Source organism: Paenibacillus sp. FSL L8-0436, assembly GCF_038593025.1.
Taxonomy (GTDB): domain Bacteria; phylum Bacillota; class Bacilli; order Paenibacillales; family Paenibacillaceae; genus Paenibacillus_AQ.
This window is the reverse complement of sequence record NZ_CP151955.1, coordinates 6,593,610-6,608,898: the sequence shown is the minus strand read 5'-3', so window position 1 is coordinate 6,608,898 and position 15,289 is coordinate 6,593,610. Positions and strand designations below refer to the sequence as shown.

General features: G+C 49.0%; 7 protein-coding genes, 14 tRNA genes and 4 rRNA genes. 24 read left to right on the top strand and 1 reads right to left on the bottom strand.

Translation table 11 applies throughout. From position 1 onward, the window contains the following. Positions 1–82 precede the first annotated feature (82 nt). Positions 83–901 (top strand): PPK2 family polyphosphate kinase, encoded by an 819-nt coding sequence (locus tag NSS79_RS30520; protein ID WP_038596966.1) that lies wholly within the window; start codon positions 83–85, stop codon positions 899–901. A 38-nt stretch (positions 902–939) separates the two neighbouring features. Here NSS79_RS30520 and pdaB read toward each other — a convergent pair whose 3' ends face one another. Continuing rightward, on the bottom strand, positions 940–1,743 hold the full coding sequence (pdaB, locus tag NSS79_RS30515) for a polysaccharide deacetylase family sporulation protein PdaB (protein ID WP_342437322.1): 804 nt from the start codon (positions 1,741–1,743) through the stop codon (positions 940–942). Between the two features lie 141 nt (positions 1,744–1,884). Here pdaB and NSS79_RS30510 point away from each other — a divergent pair, with 141 nt between their 5' ends. The 23 genes from NSS79_RS30510 to NSS79_RS30400 all read left to right on the top strand — a co-directional run bounded on the left by NSS79_RS30510 (position 1,885) and on the right by NSS79_RS30400 (position 15,119). Beyond that, entirely contained in the window at positions 1,885–2,496 is a 612-nt protein-coding gene (locus NSS79_RS30510) for a stage II sporulation protein M (RefSeq protein ID WP_342437321.1), read from the top strand. A gap of 254 nt (positions 2,497–2,750) precedes the next feature. Continuing rightward, positions 2,751–2,981, top strand: coding sequence for a hypothetical protein (locus NSS79_RS30505; RefSeq protein WP_025336637.1), 231 nt, complete (start codon positions 2,751–2,753; stop codon positions 2,979–2,981). 461 nt (positions 2,982–3,442) lie between these two features. Beyond that, a 16S ribosomal RNA gene (locus tag NSS79_RS30500) occupies positions 3,443–4,998 on the top strand. Between the two features lie 105 nt (positions 4,999–5,103). Next, a 5S ribosomal RNA gene (rrf, locus tag NSS79_RS30495) occupies positions 5,104–5,220 on the top strand. A gap of 47 nt (positions 5,221–5,267) precedes the next feature. Next, positions 5,268–5,344 (top strand) — tRNA-Ile (locus NSS79_RS30490). Between the two features lie 21 nt (positions 5,345–5,365). Next, positions 5,366–5,441: transfer RNA gene (locus NSS79_RS30485), tRNA-Ala, on the top strand. A 152-nt stretch (positions 5,442–5,593) separates the two neighbouring features. Further along, positions 5,594–8,521: ribosomal RNA gene (locus NSS79_RS30480) — 23S ribosomal RNA — on the top strand. Between the two features lie 78 nt (positions 8,522–8,599). Beyond that, positions 8,600–8,716, top strand: a 5S ribosomal RNA gene (gene rrf, locus NSS79_RS30475). Together the 16S, 23S and 5S rRNA genes with 14 tRNA genes alongside form the textbook arrangement of a ribosomal RNA operon. Before the next feature lie 6 nt (positions 8,717–8,722). Next, positions 8,723–8,798, top strand: a tRNA-Asn gene (locus tag NSS79_RS30470). A gap of 1 nt (position 8,799) precedes the next feature. Beyond that, positions 8,800–8,875 (top strand) — tRNA-Thr (locus NSS79_RS30465). An 11-nt stretch (positions 8,876–8,886) separates the two neighbouring features. Then, positions 8,887–8,961: transfer RNA gene (locus NSS79_RS30460), tRNA-Glu, on the top strand. Positions 8,962–8,997: 36 nt separating this feature from the next. After that, positions 8,998–9,073 (top strand) — tRNA-Val (locus tag NSS79_RS30455). Between the two features lie 52 nt (positions 9,074–9,125). Further along, positions 9,126–9,199: transfer RNA gene (locus NSS79_RS30450), tRNA-Gln, on the top strand. Between the two features lie 5 nt (positions 9,200–9,204). Beyond that, positions 9,205–9,277: transfer RNA gene (locus NSS79_RS30445), tRNA-Lys, on the top strand. A gap of 16 nt (positions 9,278–9,293) precedes the next feature. Continuing rightward, positions 9,294–9,377 (top strand) — tRNA-Leu (locus NSS79_RS30440). Positions 9,378–9,384: 7 nt separating this feature from the next. Next, positions 9,385–9,459: transfer RNA gene (locus NSS79_RS30435), tRNA-Gly, on the top strand. A gap of 8 nt (positions 9,460–9,467) precedes the next feature. Beyond that, positions 9,468–9,544: transfer RNA gene (locus NSS79_RS30430), tRNA-Arg, on the top strand. A 13-nt stretch (positions 9,545–9,557) separates the two neighbouring features. Further along, positions 9,558–9,631 (top strand) — tRNA-Pro (locus NSS79_RS30425). 12 nt (positions 9,632–9,643) lie between these two features. Further along, positions 9,644–9,717, top strand: a tRNA-Gly gene (locus NSS79_RS30420). A gap of 14 nt (positions 9,718–9,731) precedes the next feature. Beyond that, positions 9,732–9,805 (top strand) — tRNA-Pro (locus NSS79_RS30415). A gap of 572 nt (positions 9,806–10,377) precedes the next feature. Next, on the top strand, positions 10,378–13,170 hold the full coding sequence (gene ppc / locus NSS79_RS30410) for a phosphoenolpyruvate carboxylase (RefSeq protein ID WP_342440470.1): 2,793 nt from the start codon (positions 10,378–10,380) through the stop codon (positions 13,168–13,170). Positions 13,171–13,816: 646 nt separating this feature from the next. Further along, positions 13,817–14,383 carry an RNA polymerase sigma factor SigW gene (sigW, locus tag NSS79_RS30405; RefSeq protein WP_038596958.1) on the top strand — a complete coding sequence of 189 codons (567 nt, stop codon included), beginning with the start codon at positions 13,817–13,819 and terminating at the stop codon, positions 14,381–14,383. A 121-nt stretch (positions 14,384–14,504) separates the two neighbouring features. Beyond that, a complete protein-coding gene (locus NSS79_RS30400; RefSeq protein WP_342437320.1) occupies positions 14,505–15,119 on the top strand; it encodes a zf-HC2 domain-containing protein in 615 nt (204 codons plus the stop codon). Positions 15,120–15,289: the final 170 nt, after the last annotated feature.

The following is a 15,289-nucleotide window of genomic DNA, read 5'->3' as shown; positions in this document are numbered from 1 at the left end:
GGAGGAGGTTAATCTTAAAGACATACTACATATTTTAACGCACCGGCTGTTCATGCTCACAAAACTTTGAGGAGGGGAATATATGAACATCAAGCGATATATGATAAAAGACACAAACGAAACGCTCCTGAGCAAGCTTGATCCGAACGAAAGCGGCGACTTAACCAAGGAGGAAGCCGAGGTCAAGATGAAGGAGCTTAAAGAACGTCTCACCGAGCTGCAGGATATTCTATTTGCCCAGAAAAAGCATTCCCTGCTTGTCATCCTGCAAGGAATGGACTCCAGCGGGAAAGACGGCACGGTAAAGCATATTTTCTCCGGGATCAATCCTCAGGGTTTTATCGTCACCAGCTTTAAAAAACCGTCTCTCGAGGAAGAAGCCCATGATTTCCTGTGGAGAGTGCATATGAAGACGCCGCCCAAGGGCTATATTGCCGCGTTCAACCGCTCGCATTATGAGGATGTCTTGGTTCCCCGCGTGCACGGCAGTCTGCAAAAAGATGAGATGAAACGCCGGTTTCGTTATATCCGCCAGTTTGAAGAAATGCTGGTGGAGGAAGGGACAACGATCATCAAACTCTTTTTGCACATCTCCAAGGAGAAGCAGCTTGAGAAAATTCAGGAGCGGCTGCAGGACCCGACGAAACATTGGAAGTTTGACGCCAGTGACCTGCAGGAGCGGGAATATTGGGATGATTATCAGGAGGCTTATCAAGATGTATTTAAAGAAAGCAGTTCAAAAAACGCGCCCTGGTATTGGATTCCGGCCAATCGCCGCTGGTACCGCAATTATCTCGCATTAGCCATTGTGGTGAAGACGCTGGAAGGGCTGGACTTAAGTTATCCGAAGCTGAACACTCCAACGCCCGATATATCAGAGCTGATATCACCACGCCATTAAAAATTACAGAAGAAGCAGGATAGTGGCGGCGGGTTAGCCTACATTCCGGCAGCGTCTTCAATTCCATCGTCCAGCCAAGCGGAATCACGTACTTCCTTGCCCTCGGCGTTACCTTGGCTGATTAACTCGGACACGGTAACAAATTCGTAGCCCTGGCTGCGCAGCTTGTCAATAATAAGCGGAAGAGCCTCGTGAGTTTGTTTACAGGAATCGCTGGCATGCAAAAGCACAATATCTCCGGGATGAGCCTTTGTCGTTACTCGATTTACGATATTGTCCACACCGATGTTCTTCCAGTCTAAAGAATCGGTATCCCACTGAATGACCTTATAACCAAGGTCGCTGGCCACCTGAAGCACTCTTTTGTCGAAATCGCCGTTTGGCATGCGGATCAGATTCGGTTCCTTGCCGGTCAATTCGGTAAGCACGGTATGTGCTGTCGAAATTTGGGTGCGGATTTCCTCGTTGCTTAGCGCGCTGTAGTTTACATGCTTGTGACCATGGCTGCCGATCTCATATCCTGAATCTTTAATGCTTGTAACAATTTCCGGATGAGTCTTGCTCCAGGGTGACGAGAGGAAGAAGGTGGCTTTATCCACTTTTTTCTCTTCCAGCACCTTGAGGATCGGTTCGGGCCTTTTTTCTCCCCAGCTAATATCAAAAGTTAAAGCGATCAGCTTCTTCTCCGTCGGCACGCTGTATATCGCAGAAGGGGCCGTTTCGGAAAAAACGGTAATATTGCCCCTCTCGACATAAACGACACCGGCGGCAAGAAGCGCAGCGGCAAAAATGTAAATGAACCGTTTTATCTTCTTGCCGCTGAATACATAAAAAGAATTCATACTGACAGCGCTCCTCTCCTATGCGAAATGCTTGTTTGTTCTAAATGTATGCTCGTACCCACCGCTTATGACCTCTTCTAGGATAGAAATCGTAGTTAAGGCTTTTTAAGCGGGGGACGTCAAAACTTCCAGGAGGTGTCTATGCTATCCTTTTTTACGTTTGCCAAAGATTTAACCACGATCCGCAAAGCCGTAATACTGGCAGCCATTTTATTCATCGCAGGGGGCGTTATTGGCTGGATAGGCACCGGCGCTATGCAAAAATTGATTGAACAGCAGTTGCAGGGTCTCAGTAATATCAGTAAAGATCTTAAAGAGTCCGACCATCCGCAGTGGAGTTTTTTCAAGTTTATATTCTTGAACAATAGTATCAAGAGTGTGTTCATTATTTTCCTCGGTGCCTTCTTTGGAATACTTCCCGCATTTTTTCTGCTCATCAATGGTGCGGTTATCGGATATTTAATTCACTTGTCGGTGCTTCAGGAACAGGATTTGTTTACACTTATCGTTAAGGGGCTACTGCCGCACGGGATCATCGAAATTCCGGCAATCATTATCGCCTGTGCTTTTGGATTGCAGTTCGGCGGTAAAATATTCGCAGGTATATTCGGTACAGCCGCCAATAAAGAAAAGCGGAGCAACGCTTGGCCAGTCTTTATGCGGCAAACATTAACGGCATCGGTGTGGATTGTGATCCTTTTATTGATCGCCGCAATAATTGAAAGCACGATTACATTTTCACTTTTATCATAAAAAAACCGGGAATTGAGCATAACATTAAAGCCATACGATTTTGGGGTTTCCTGACAACCGGTGCTATGTATTTGCGGCAAGACCATAGAGGCGATTTTTTCGTAATTATGGTTATAGATACTGCGCTCCGGTTAATCTAGTGTAAACGGATAAACAGGTACAGCTTCCCGTCATCCATGGACTATCTTCTATCACACAAGCAGCGGCATTTGAGGTTTCTGTAAATATTAAATTTCATGAAGGAGGCCAAGCATATGTTGGGAATGTTGTTCAACGAGAAGGAATGTAAGGAGCTGGACTATGTTTTGCGTAAAGAGCTTGATGAGATGCTTCTGGATTTAAGTGATCAACGCTTGGACCAAAATATCAGGCATGCTATTGCCAATCGATATAAAACAGTATTTCGTATGTACGCACGTTTTGCTCCTCAGAAAGAGCTGTCTAAATATGCGTGGGGCGGCCGGTCATCCCAATTTAAACATTAAAATTAGAGGGCTGATACTTAGGATTCAATCGCTTGTCCATGAAATTAACTAAATAGGTTGACTAAAAGGGAGCCGCTATGATACATTATATCTCGCGCTCCTTTTCTATGTATTGAAAAGCAGCTGCAGGCAAGGAAAAACGAAAAAAACTATTTTTCAAAAAAAAGACTTGCCAAAATGATAAACACTGTGATATATTATAAAGGTCGCCGCTGAGACGCGGTGAAGAGTTAAAAAGAGACATTGATCTTTGAAAACTGAACAACGAGTGAGTGGGAAATCACGCAAGTGAGATCCAAAACGGATGAGTTTCACAGCGTATTTATACGCTTTAGAAATTTCATCGTGAGAATGTAAATTCTCGTCAGATGTTTCAAATTGAGCAATCGCTCTTTTCAATATCTTTTTCGGATGGTTATTTTCTCGGAGTAATTCGGGTGAAGTAACCGCTCGAAAAAACCAATTTGGAGAGTTTGATCCTGGCTCAGGACGAACGCTGGCGGCGTGCCTAATACATGCAAGTCGAGCGGAGTTATGAAGGAGCTTGCTCCGGATTAACTTAGCGGCGGACGGGTGAGTAACACGTAGGCAACCTACCTCTTTGACTGGGATAACTACCGGAAACGGTAGCTAATACCGGATAATTCCTTTGTTCACATGGACGAAGGATGAAAGGCGGAGCAATCTGCTACAAGGAGATGGGCCTGCGGCGCATTAGCTAGTTGGTGGGGTAACGGCTCACCAAGGCGACGATGCGTAGCCGACCTGAGAGGGTGAACGGCCACACTGGGACTGAGACACGGCCCAGACTCCTACGGGAGGCAGCAGTAGGGAATCTTCCGCAATGGGCGAAAGCCTGACGGAGCAACGCCGCGTGAGTGATGAAGGTTTTCGGATCGTAAAGCTCTGTTGCCAGGGAAGAACGTCCGGTAGAGTAACTGCTACCGGAGTGACGGTACCTGAGAAGAAAGCCCCGGCTAACTACGTGCCAGCAGCCGCGGTAATACGTAGGGGGCAAGCGTTGTCCGGAATTATTGGGCGTAAAGCGCGCGCAGGCGGCTATTTAAGTCTGGTGTTTAAACCTTGGGCTCAACCTGAGGTCGCACTGGAAACTGGGTGGCTTGAGTACAGAAGAGGAAAGTGGAATTCCACGTGTAGCGGTGAAATGCGTAGATATGTGGAGGAACACCAGTGGCGAAGGCGACTTTCTGGGCTGTAACTGACGCTGAGGCGCGAAAGCGTGGGGAGCAAACAGGATTAGATACCCTGGTAGTCCACGCCGTAAACGATGAGTGCTAGGTGTTAGGGGTTTCGATACCCTTGGTGCCGAAGTTAACACAGTAAGCACTCCGCCTGGGGAGTACGGTCGCAAGACTGAAACTCAAAGGAATTGACGGGGACCCGCACAAGCAGTGGAGTATGTGGTTTAATTCGAAGCAACGCGAAGAACCTTACCAGGTCTTGACATCCCTCTGAATCCACTAGAGATAGTGGCGGCCTTCGGGACAGAGGAGACAGGTGGTGCATGGTTGTCGTCAGCTCGTGTCGTGAGATGTTGGGTTAAGTCCCGCAACGAGCGCAACCCTTGACTTTAGTTGCCAGCAGGTAAGGCTGGGCACTCTAGAGTGACTGCCGGTGACAAACCGGAGGAAGGTGGGGATGACGTCAAATCATCATGCCCCTTATGACCTGGGCTACACACGTACTACAATGGCCGGTACAACGGGAAGCGAAGCCGCGAGGTGGAGCCAATCCCAGCAAAGCCGGTCTCAGTTCGGATTGCAGGCTGCAACTCGCCTGCATGAAGTCGGAATTGCTAGTAATCGCGGATCAGCATGCCGCGGTGAATACGTTCCCGGGTCTTGTACACACCGCCCGTCACACCACGAGAGTTTACAACACCCGAAGTCGGTGGGGTAACCCGCAAGGGAGCCAGCCGCCGAAGGTGGGGTAGATGATTGGGGTGAAGTCGTAACAAGGTAGCCGTATCGGAAGGTGCGGCTGGATCACCTCCTTTCTATGGAGAATCGTCACCTGCAACGGTGACATTCAAATCGGAAGCACAGCTTCCAAAACACTCACTCGTGTTCAGTTTTGAAAGAGCAAGTCTCTTTCGTATGCGTTTGGTGGCGATAGCGGAGGGGTTCCACACGTACCCATCCCGAACACGACCGTTAAGTCCTCCAGCGCCAATGGTACTTGGACCGAAGGGTCCTGGGAGAGTAGGACGCTGCCAAGCGGACAACCAATTCGTTGGTTGATTCAAAAATGTTATATATGTTATATGGGCTTTTAGCTCAGTTGGTTAGAGCGCACCTCTGATAAGGGTGAGGTCGGTGGTTCGAGTCCACCAAGGCCCACCATATAACATTAAATTCCTTTATGGGGCCATAGCTCAGCTGGGAGAGCGCCTGCCTTGCAAGCAGGAGGTCAGCGGTTCGATCCCGCTTGGCTCCACCACAATGATTTAAACTCAATACTTTTTTAAACTTGATCCTTGAAAACTGGATACCGAAACGAATTTGCGTTTTAGAACATCTTTTAGCTGAAGCTTGTGTGAACAAGTTTTGATTAATAGCGATGCTAGCGATTTTCCTAACGGAAAACGCATTGGTTAAGCTAATAAGAGCACACGGAGGATGCCTAGGCGCCAGGAGCCGACGAAGGACGTGGCGAACAACGAAACTGCCTCGGGGAGCTGTAAGCAAGCTTTGATCCGGGGGTGTCCGAATGGGGAAACCCAGCTGTGGTAATTCGCAGTTACTTCTCTCTGAATACATAGGGGAGATAGAGGCAGACCAGGGGAACTGAAACATCTAAGTACCCTGAGGAAGAGAAAACAATAGTGATTCCGTCAGTAGCGGCGAGCGAACGCGGAACAGCCTAAACCAAGGGGCTTGCCCCTTGGGGTTGTGGGACGTCTCACATGGAGTTACAAAGGAATATGGTAGGCGAAGAGGTCTGGAAAGGCCCGCGATAGAGGTAAAAGCCCTGTAGCCTAAACTGTGTTCTCTCCGAGACGGATCCCGAGTAGTGCGGGGCACGTGAAACCCCGTATGAATCCAGCAGGACCATCTGCTAAGGCTAAATACTACCTGGCGACCGATAGTGAAACAGTACCGTGAGGGAAAGGTGAAAAGCACCCCGGAAGGGGAGTGAAATAGAACCTGAAACCGTGTGCTTACAAAAAGTCAGAGCCCGATCTAGGGGTGATGGCGTGCCTTTTGTAGAATGAACCGGCGAGTTACGTTTAACATGCAAGGTTAAGGTGAGAAGCCGGAGCCGCAGCGAAAGCGAGTCTGAATAGGGCGATTTAGTATGTGGACGTAGACCCGAAACCGTGTGATCTACCCCTGTCCAGGGTGAAGGTGCGGTAACACGCACTGGAGGCCCGAACCCACGTATGTTGAAAAATGCGGGGATGAGGTGGGGGTAGCGGAGAAATTCCAATCGAACTCGGAGATAGCTGGTTCTCCCCGAAATAGCTTTAGGGCTAGCCTCGGTGAATGGAGTGGTGGAGGTAGAGCACTGATTGGGTGCGGGGCCCGCAAGGGTTACCAAGCTCAGTCAAACTCCGAATGCCATTAACTTCTTGCCGGGAGTCAGACAGTGAGTGCTAAGATCCATTGTCAAAAGGGAAACAGCCCAGACCATCAGCTAAGGTCCCCAAGTGTGTGTTAAGTGGGAAAGGATGTGGAGTTGCACAGACAACCAGGATGTTGGCTTAGAAGCAGCCACCATTGAAAGAGTGCGTAATAGCTCACTGGTCGAGTGACTCTGCGCCGAAAATGTAACGGGGCTAAACACACCACCGAAGCTATGGCTAGATGCACTAGCATCTGGGGTAGGGGAGCGTTGTATGCAGGTTGAAGGTGTACCGTAAGGAGCGCTGGACAGCATACAAGTGAGAATGCCGGTATGAGTAACGAAAAGATCAGTGAGAATCTGATCCGCCGAAAGCCCAAGGTTTCCTGAGGAAGGCTCGTCCGCTCAGGGTAAGTCGGGACCTAAGGCGAGGCCGAAAGGCGTAGTCGAAGGACAACAGTTTGAAATTACTGTACCACCGTAATCCGCTATGAGCGATGGGGTGACGCAGGAGGGTAGTGACGCGGACTGATGGATGTCCGTCTAAGCAGTGAGGCTGGTGTGTAGGCAAATCCGCACACCATTAAGGCTGGGCTGTGATGGGGAGCGAAAATTGTAGTAGCGAAGGTCATGATCTCACACTGCCAAGAAAAGCCTCTAGCCAGGAGAAGGTGCCCGTACCGCAAACCGACACAGGTAGGCGAGAAGAGAATTCTAAGGCGCGCGGAAGAACTCTCGTTAAGGAACTCGGCAAAATGACCCCGTAACTTCGGGAGAAGGGGTGCCTCGGTAGGGTGAATAGCCCGAGGGGGCCGCAGTGAAAAGGCCCAAGCGACTGTTTAGCAAAAACACAGGTCTGTGCGAAGCCGCAAGGCGAAGTATACGGGCTGACGCCTGCCCGGTGCTGGAAGGTTAAGGGGAGCGGTTAGGAGCAATCCGAAGCTGTGAACCGAAGCCCCAGTAAACGGCGGCCGTAACTATAACGGTCCTAAGGTAGCGAAATTCCTTGTCAGGTAAATTCTGACCCGCACGAATGGCGTAACGACTTGGGCGCTGTCTCAACGAGAGATCCGGTGAAATTTTAATACCTGTGAAGATGCAGGTTACCCGCGACAAGACGGAAAGACCCCATGGAGCTTTACTGCAGCTTGATATTGAATTTGGGTACGATCTGTACAGGATAGGTGGGAGCCGTAGAGGCAGGAGCGCAAGCTTCTGCGGAGGCGCCGTTGGGATACCACCCTGATCGTATCTAGGTTCTAACCTGGTACCCTAATCGGGTACGGGGACCGTGTCAGGCGGGCAGTTTGACTGGGGCGGTCGCCTCCTAAAGAGTAACGGAGGCGTTCAAAGGTTCCCTCAGAATGGTTGGAAATCATTCGAAGAGTGCAAAGGCATAAGGGAGCTTGACTGCGAGACCAACAAGTCGAGCAGGGACGAAAGTCGGACTTAGTGATCCGGTGGTACCGCATGGAAGGGCCATCGCTCAACGGATAAAAGCTACCCTGGGGATAACAGGCTTATCTCCCCCAAGAGTCCACATCGACGGGGAGGTTTGGCACCTCGATGTCGGCTCATCGCATCCTGGGGCTGAAGTAGGTCCCAAGGGTTGGGCTGTTCGCCCATTAAAGCGGTACGCGAGCTGGGTTCAGAACGTCGTGAGACAGTTCGGTCCCTATCTGTCGTGGGCGCAGGAAATTTGAGAGGAGCTGTCCTTAGTACGAGAGGACCGGGATGGACGTACCGCTGGTGCATCAGTTGTTCCGCCAGGAGCATGGCTGAGTAGCTACGTACGGACGGGATAAGCGCTGAAAGCATCTAAGCGTGAAGCCCCCCTCAAGATGAGATTTCCCAATTAGTAAGACCCCTTGAAGACGACGAGGTAGATAGGTTGGAGGTGGAAGTGCAGCAATGCATGGAGCTGACCAATACTAATCGGTCGAGGGCTTATCCAACAATTTAAGACGCAGATTTGTTTCGGATTCAGTTTTCAGGAATCAAGGTTCCTGAAGCATTTACGCTGTAAATGCCCGTTTGGTGGCGATAGCGGAGGGGTTCCACGCGTACCCATCCCGAACACGACCGTTAAGCCCTCCAGCGCCGATGGTACTTGGACCGAAGGGTCCTGGGAGAGTAGGACGCCGCCAAGCGGATATTCCCTGATAGCTCAGTTGGTAGAGCACTCGACTGTTAATCGAGTTGTCACAGGTTCGAGTCCTGTTCGGGGAGCCATGCTCTCATAGCTCAGTAGGTAGAGTGCTTCCATGGTAAGGAAGAGGTCACCGGTTCGAATCCGGTTGAGAGCTCCACAGATTTACATGGCCCGTTGGTCAAGGGGTTAAGACACCTCCCTTTCACGGAGGTAACATGGGTTCGAATCCCATACGGGTCACCAACAATAATTATCATTACCCTTTGAAGGCATACATATGGAGGCTTAGCTCAGCTGGGAGAGCATCTGCCTTACAAGCAGAGGGTCGGGGGTTCGATCCCCTCAGCCTCCACCATAAACTTCTTGATATTTATAGAAATTATGGGCATTATAAAGGTATCCATCATAGGGGATTCGCCAAGCGGTAAGGCAACGGACTCTGACTCCGTCATCATAGGTTCGAATCCTATATCCCCTGCCAAATGCGAGCCATTAGCTCAGTTGGTAGAGCACCTGACTTTTAATCAGGGTGTCGAAGGTTCGAGTCCTTCATGGCTCACTTTTATTAGTATTATGCGCGTGTGGCGGAATGGCAGACGCACCAGACTTAGGATCTGGCGTCTTACGACGTGGGGGTTCAAGTCCCTTCACGCGCACCACTTATTTGCGGACGTGGCTCAGCGGTAGAGCATCGCCTTGCCAAGGCGAGGGTCGCGGGTTCGATTCCCGTCGTCCGCTCCATAATTTTTGCGCCCTTAGCTCAGCTGGATAGAGCGTTTGACTACGAATCAAAAGGCCGGGAGTTCGAATCTCTCAGGGCGCGCCATTTTTAATATTAACGGGATGTAGCTCAGCTTGGTAGAGCACCTGGTTTGGGACCAGGGGGTCGCATGTTCAAATCGTGTCATCCCGATTGTACACCTATGCGGGTGTAGTTCAATGGTAGAACTTCAGCCTTCCAAGCTGATAGCGTGGGTTCGATTCCCATCACCCGCTCCATAATCTCATAGTTTCGGGATGTAGCTCAGCTTGGTAGAGCACCTGGTTTGGGACCAGGGGGTCGCATGTTCAAATCGTGTCATCCCGATACTCAGCTAATCAGCTGACATTTAACTCTTACTCCGGTAGGAGTTTTTTGTTTACTTAAGTGAATGATAGAGTGATAATGAAGCTCTCCATAACCCAAGTGGGTTTTATGCGCGCTTTGGACGGGAAGGACCTAACATCCGCTTGATGTGGCAGGAGAACTCGCTCAAGGCTCTCTGACCGTGTTTCATGATAGGTTTAGGTATTTGGAAGGTAGGCAATCCAAGCCGTTCTGTTCGATTGTACAGGGCCTGGTTATTAGAATGCTAGGGCGTCAGGAAATCCTCATAATGCTACGAAATGAACCCCCCAATTTTTAATGGTTTTTTATATGTTTAGATAATATAAATTTATGCCAGTCATTGTCTTTACATAAATACCCTGTTAATCAGCCAATATAATAAGTATTTTATGACTGTATAAAACGCCAAATTGGTGTATAATCGTAATTACTGCGACGCTTTACAGCGCAATAAGTTGAAGATTTCCGGGCGGTTTTATTGTATGATATGTGGAAAGCTTCAAATAGACAATGTTAAGAACATTGATCCGGAAGAGGATGGGGGGAGCAGCATGACCGAACTTACGACTACCGTTAGCAAAAGCAACTCCAACAATCTGCTGCGGCGGGACGTACGGTTCCTGGGGAATATTCTGGGCGAAGTCTTGGTTCATCAAGGCGGTAACGAATTGCTGGAAATCGTGGAGAAGATCCGCGAGACCAGTAAATCGCTGCGCTCATTGTTTTTGCCTGAACTGCACAATGAATTTAAAGAGCTAATTAATTCACTGGATCCTGAGAATCGCCACCTGGTGATACGGGCATTCGCCATCTATTTTCAACTGGTGAATATCGCCGAACAGAATCACCGCATTCGCCGAAAACGCGACTATGAACGTTCAGCCGGGGAGACTGTACAGCCCGGGTCCATAGAAAGCGCTATTCAGGAGCTACGCGAGCGTGACTTCTCCCATGAGGATGTCCATGAAATCATGAATGGCCTCTCACTAGAGCTGGTCATGACGGCTCACCCTACGGAAGCTATGCGCCGGGCGATCCTTGATATTCATAAACGGATTTCCGACGATGTAATGGGATTGGATAATCCTACCTTGACCTTCCGGGAACGCGAACAGTTACGTGAGAAGCTGCTGAACGAGGTCATCACGTTGTGGCAGACCGATGAGCTGCGTGACCGCAAGCCTACGGTACTCGATGAAGTGCGTAATGGAATGTATTATTTCCATGAGACGATTTTTCAAGTATTGCCGGATGTCTACCAAGAGCTTGAGCGATGTCTGAGCAAATACTATCCAGGCCAGAACTGGCATGTACCGACGTATCTGCGTTTTGGCTCATGGATCGGCGGGGACCGCGATGGCAACCCTTCAGTGACTGCTGCGGTTACGCTGCAGACGCTGCGCTTGCAGCGCAAGCTGGCTATCCGGGAATATCAGCGTATCATGCGCGAACTCATGCAGTACCTGAGTTTTAGTACAAGCATCGTTGAGGTGACGCAGGAACTGGTGGATTCCATTGAACAGGACCGCAACATTATCAATCTTAACCGGGTTGATGCCTGGCGCAATGATAACGAGCCGTACCGGATTAAACTAAGTTACATGATCTCCAAGATACAGAACGTGCTGGATGATGAGAAAAAGGGTACGCCTGAGCGCTACTCCTCACCAGAACGATTCATAGATGATTTGAACGTGATAGACCGCAGTCTGCGTCATCACTATGCGGATTATGTAGCGGATACCTACATTAAGAAGCTGATCCGCCAGGTGGAGCTGTTTGGCTTCCACACGGCTACACTGGATGTTCGCCAGCACAGTCAGGAGCATGAAAATGCGATGACAGAAATTTTGGCCAAAATGAACATCACGCAGGATTACGCTAAATTAGAAGAAAATGAAAAAATTCGAATTCTGGAGAATCTGCTGAATGATCCGCGTCCGCTGACTTCACCTTACCAGACTTACAGTGAGAGCACAGAGGAATGTCTTGCGGTGTACCGTACGATCTTCACTGCGCAGGAGGAATACGGCAAGCAATGCATCACCAGTTATTTGATCAGTATGGCTGAAGCAGCGAGCGACATCTTAGAGGTTATGGTGTTCGCGAAGGAAGTCGGCTTGTTCCGCAAAGATAATGATGGAACAGTTGTATGTACGCTGCAGGCAGTGCCGCTGTTTGAGACCATTGATGATTTACATGATGCGCCACAAATTATGCATACACTGCTTAGTATGCCGATCTACCGTGATGCCGTTAGTGCGATGAGCGATGTGCAGGAAATAATGCTTGGCTATTCGGACAGCAACAAAGACGGCGGGGTAGTTACCGCGAACTGGGAATTGCGCGTTGCATTGAAGCAAATTACGGCTACTGCTGAGGAATTCGGGATTAAGCTGAAATTCTTCCACGGACGTGGTGGTGCGCTCGGACGCGGCGGGATGCCGCTGAACCGCAGTATTCTTGCTCAACCGGCCTCAACCATTGGCGGTGGCATCAAGATTACGGAACAGGGTGAGGTTATTTCTTCCCGGTATTCAATGCAAGGTATTGCTTACCGCAGCTTGGAGCAGGCAACCTCGGCGCTTGTGACGGCAGCTATTAATGCCAGAATGCCTGAGGCTGATCTGTACGAAAGCAAGTGGGAAGAGATAGTAGCCCGGATTTCCGAAGTTTCACTTAACAAATATCAGGATCTGATCTTCCGTGATCCGGATTTCTTTGCTTATTTCAAAGAATCAACACCGCTGCCTGAGGTTGGAGAACTCAATATCGGTTCCCGTCCTTCGAAGCGTAAGAATAGTGACCGTTTTGAGGATCTGCGCGCCATTCCATGGGTGTTTGCATGGACGCAGAGCCGTTATCTGCTCCCGGCCTGGTACGCCGCTGGAACAGGGCTGCAGAGCTTCTATGAGGATAAGGAAGAGAACCTGAAGATCATGCAGCATATGTATGAGAATTTCTCCTTCTTTACTACGCTCATTGACACCCTGCAAATGGCTATTGCCAAGGCCGATCTGATTATCGCCAAGGAATACGCAAGCATGGGTAAGAATGAGGAAGCGCGTCAGCGGATATTCGGCCAGATCGAAGCCGAATTCAAGCTGACCTCAGAACTCATTCTCAAAATCACCGGCCAGCAGGATATTTTGGATAACGTTCCTGTGATCCAGGAATCTATCCGGCTGCGCAATCCATACGTTGATCCACTCAGCTACCTGCAGGTGCAGTTGTTGTCCGAGCTGAGAGCTCTTCGCGAGGTTGAAGGCGATGACGCCGAGCTGCTGCGTGAGGTGCTGCTCACGATCAATGGTATTGCCGCCGGTCTGCGGAACACGGGCTGATACTCTGATCTGACTTGATGGTTTGCAATATTTGATCTTCAAGAAGTAGATCTTTGAAGTTGATCTACTGTAGTTAATATTCATGATGTCACTCTCTTAGTCGTTGATTTTTCGAAGCCGGCAAAGCCGCTTCCGTCAAACCCGTCCGCCTCTGGTATGGAGTCCGGACGGGTTTTTGTGTTTCTATGTATCCGGCCTTAAGGGTCCGGTAAGAGATACGGATCTTGTTCCCTTTACATTAGCTGAAGCAGCCGTTACGGAGCAGCTTCCAGCCTTATGCCTCTTAGCCTTTGTTGCTGAAAGATAATTTGGGCTGAATTACATGGCATGCCCATACCGGTGATGGAGCAGCGAAGAGAAAATTTGCAACTGGAGGAGCGGTAGCGTCCGCCTTTATTGTCGGATTCCTACCGCTGCCAGCGGTTCAAATCAGGGAATCTGACAATAACAGCGACTAGAAGTTCAAATGTTTCCCGCAGCGGCGATTAATCACCGTCTAAGCAATGCGTGGATTTTACCCAATATACCTATAGGTAACAATACAATCCTTGATTTTTGCCGGAACATGAATTACGATTTAAATGCTTGTACCGTGGACATTCAAGAGATGAAATACCAAGGGCGGCAAGTCTGGGGGAGTTAACAGGTGGAGAATTTGGAAGGCAGATTGACAAAGCTCGCCTTGAAAGGCGACCAAAGGGCATTTGCCGAGCTTGTGGAACTATATAAAGACAAGATATATCATCTGGCTTACCGGATGCTGAACAACCGCCATGAAGCGGAGGATATCGTTCAGGAGACTTTTTTGCGTGTGTATCGAAATTTGGACCGTTATGATGATAAGCAGAAGTTCTCAACCTGGATTTACCGGATTGGCACGAACCTCTGCATTGATAGGCTGCGCAAGCGCAAACCAACGTATTCGCTGGATGCCGAGATGAACGATCAGGAAGGTATTGACGGCTATTCGATGATTCCCAGCGACAATGTGACACCGGAGACAGAGCTTTTGCTCTCTGAGACACAGTCGCTGATTTATGAGGCTATCGACAGTTTGCCCGTCAAATACAGGTCCGTGATGATTTTGCGTTATTTGCAGGATTTGTCGCTTCAGGAGATCAGTGATGTGCTGGATATGCCTGTAACGACGATCAAGACACGGGTTCACCGCGGACGTGAATTTTTACGTAAAAAATTAGGCCCTAAAATGTAAAATAGATTTATTTTTATGAAACGTCCTTCAGGGAGCGACGTATGTAAGTTAAGCAAGTCTTATGCGCCCTGTCTCTTTGTTTTGAAATAATTAAATAGCACTCATGAAAGGATTGGCTCCTATGGAATGCAAACTGGCCGTCTCTATGATGCACGACTACCTGGATGACGACTTGCCCGAACTGCAGCAGAGGGAATTGAAGGAGCATCTTCTATCCTGTCCGGATTGCCGTGCGAAGTTCAAAGAATTGGAACAGACCGATATGCTGATGTTCTCGCTGATGCACCAGAACCCTGTTGCCTCGGAGGATCTTGTAGGCCGGATTATGAATTCATTACCGAAATCCAAGAAGGAAAGAGCGTTTATCACCTGGATCAAGCGACATCCCGCGCTTACTGCGGCGTCCTTGTTTATTTTTGTGATGTTGCTGAGCTCCGTTACTTTTTGGAATCAGGATAGACAGCTTGTAGTCAGAGGAAGCGACCTCGATCAGGTTGTCATCAAAGGAGATACGGTTATCGTACCTTCCGGCAAAATCATTTCCGGCGATCTTACGGTGGAGAACGGTAAAACTCAAGTATATGGGGAAGTCAACGGCAATGTGACTGTGATCGACGGCACTCTGTACAAGGCTTCAACCGCTCATATTTCCGGGCAAGTCAAAAGCATAGACCAAGCGGTAAGTTGGCTCTGGTATAAAGTGACGAACATGTTCTCTGAAGTTGCCTACCGTTAATTAGATATGGTTGCTTTTAGCAGAAAACTCATTTGCGCCTCTTTTTCCGGAAAGATGGCGCTTTTTTGTTGTCTTTAAACGTCTAAAACATAAAACCCCAACGACCTAAACTTGCAACCTGAGCGTGAACGTTATAACCTAGATATTGATACAGAACTTACAGACATTTT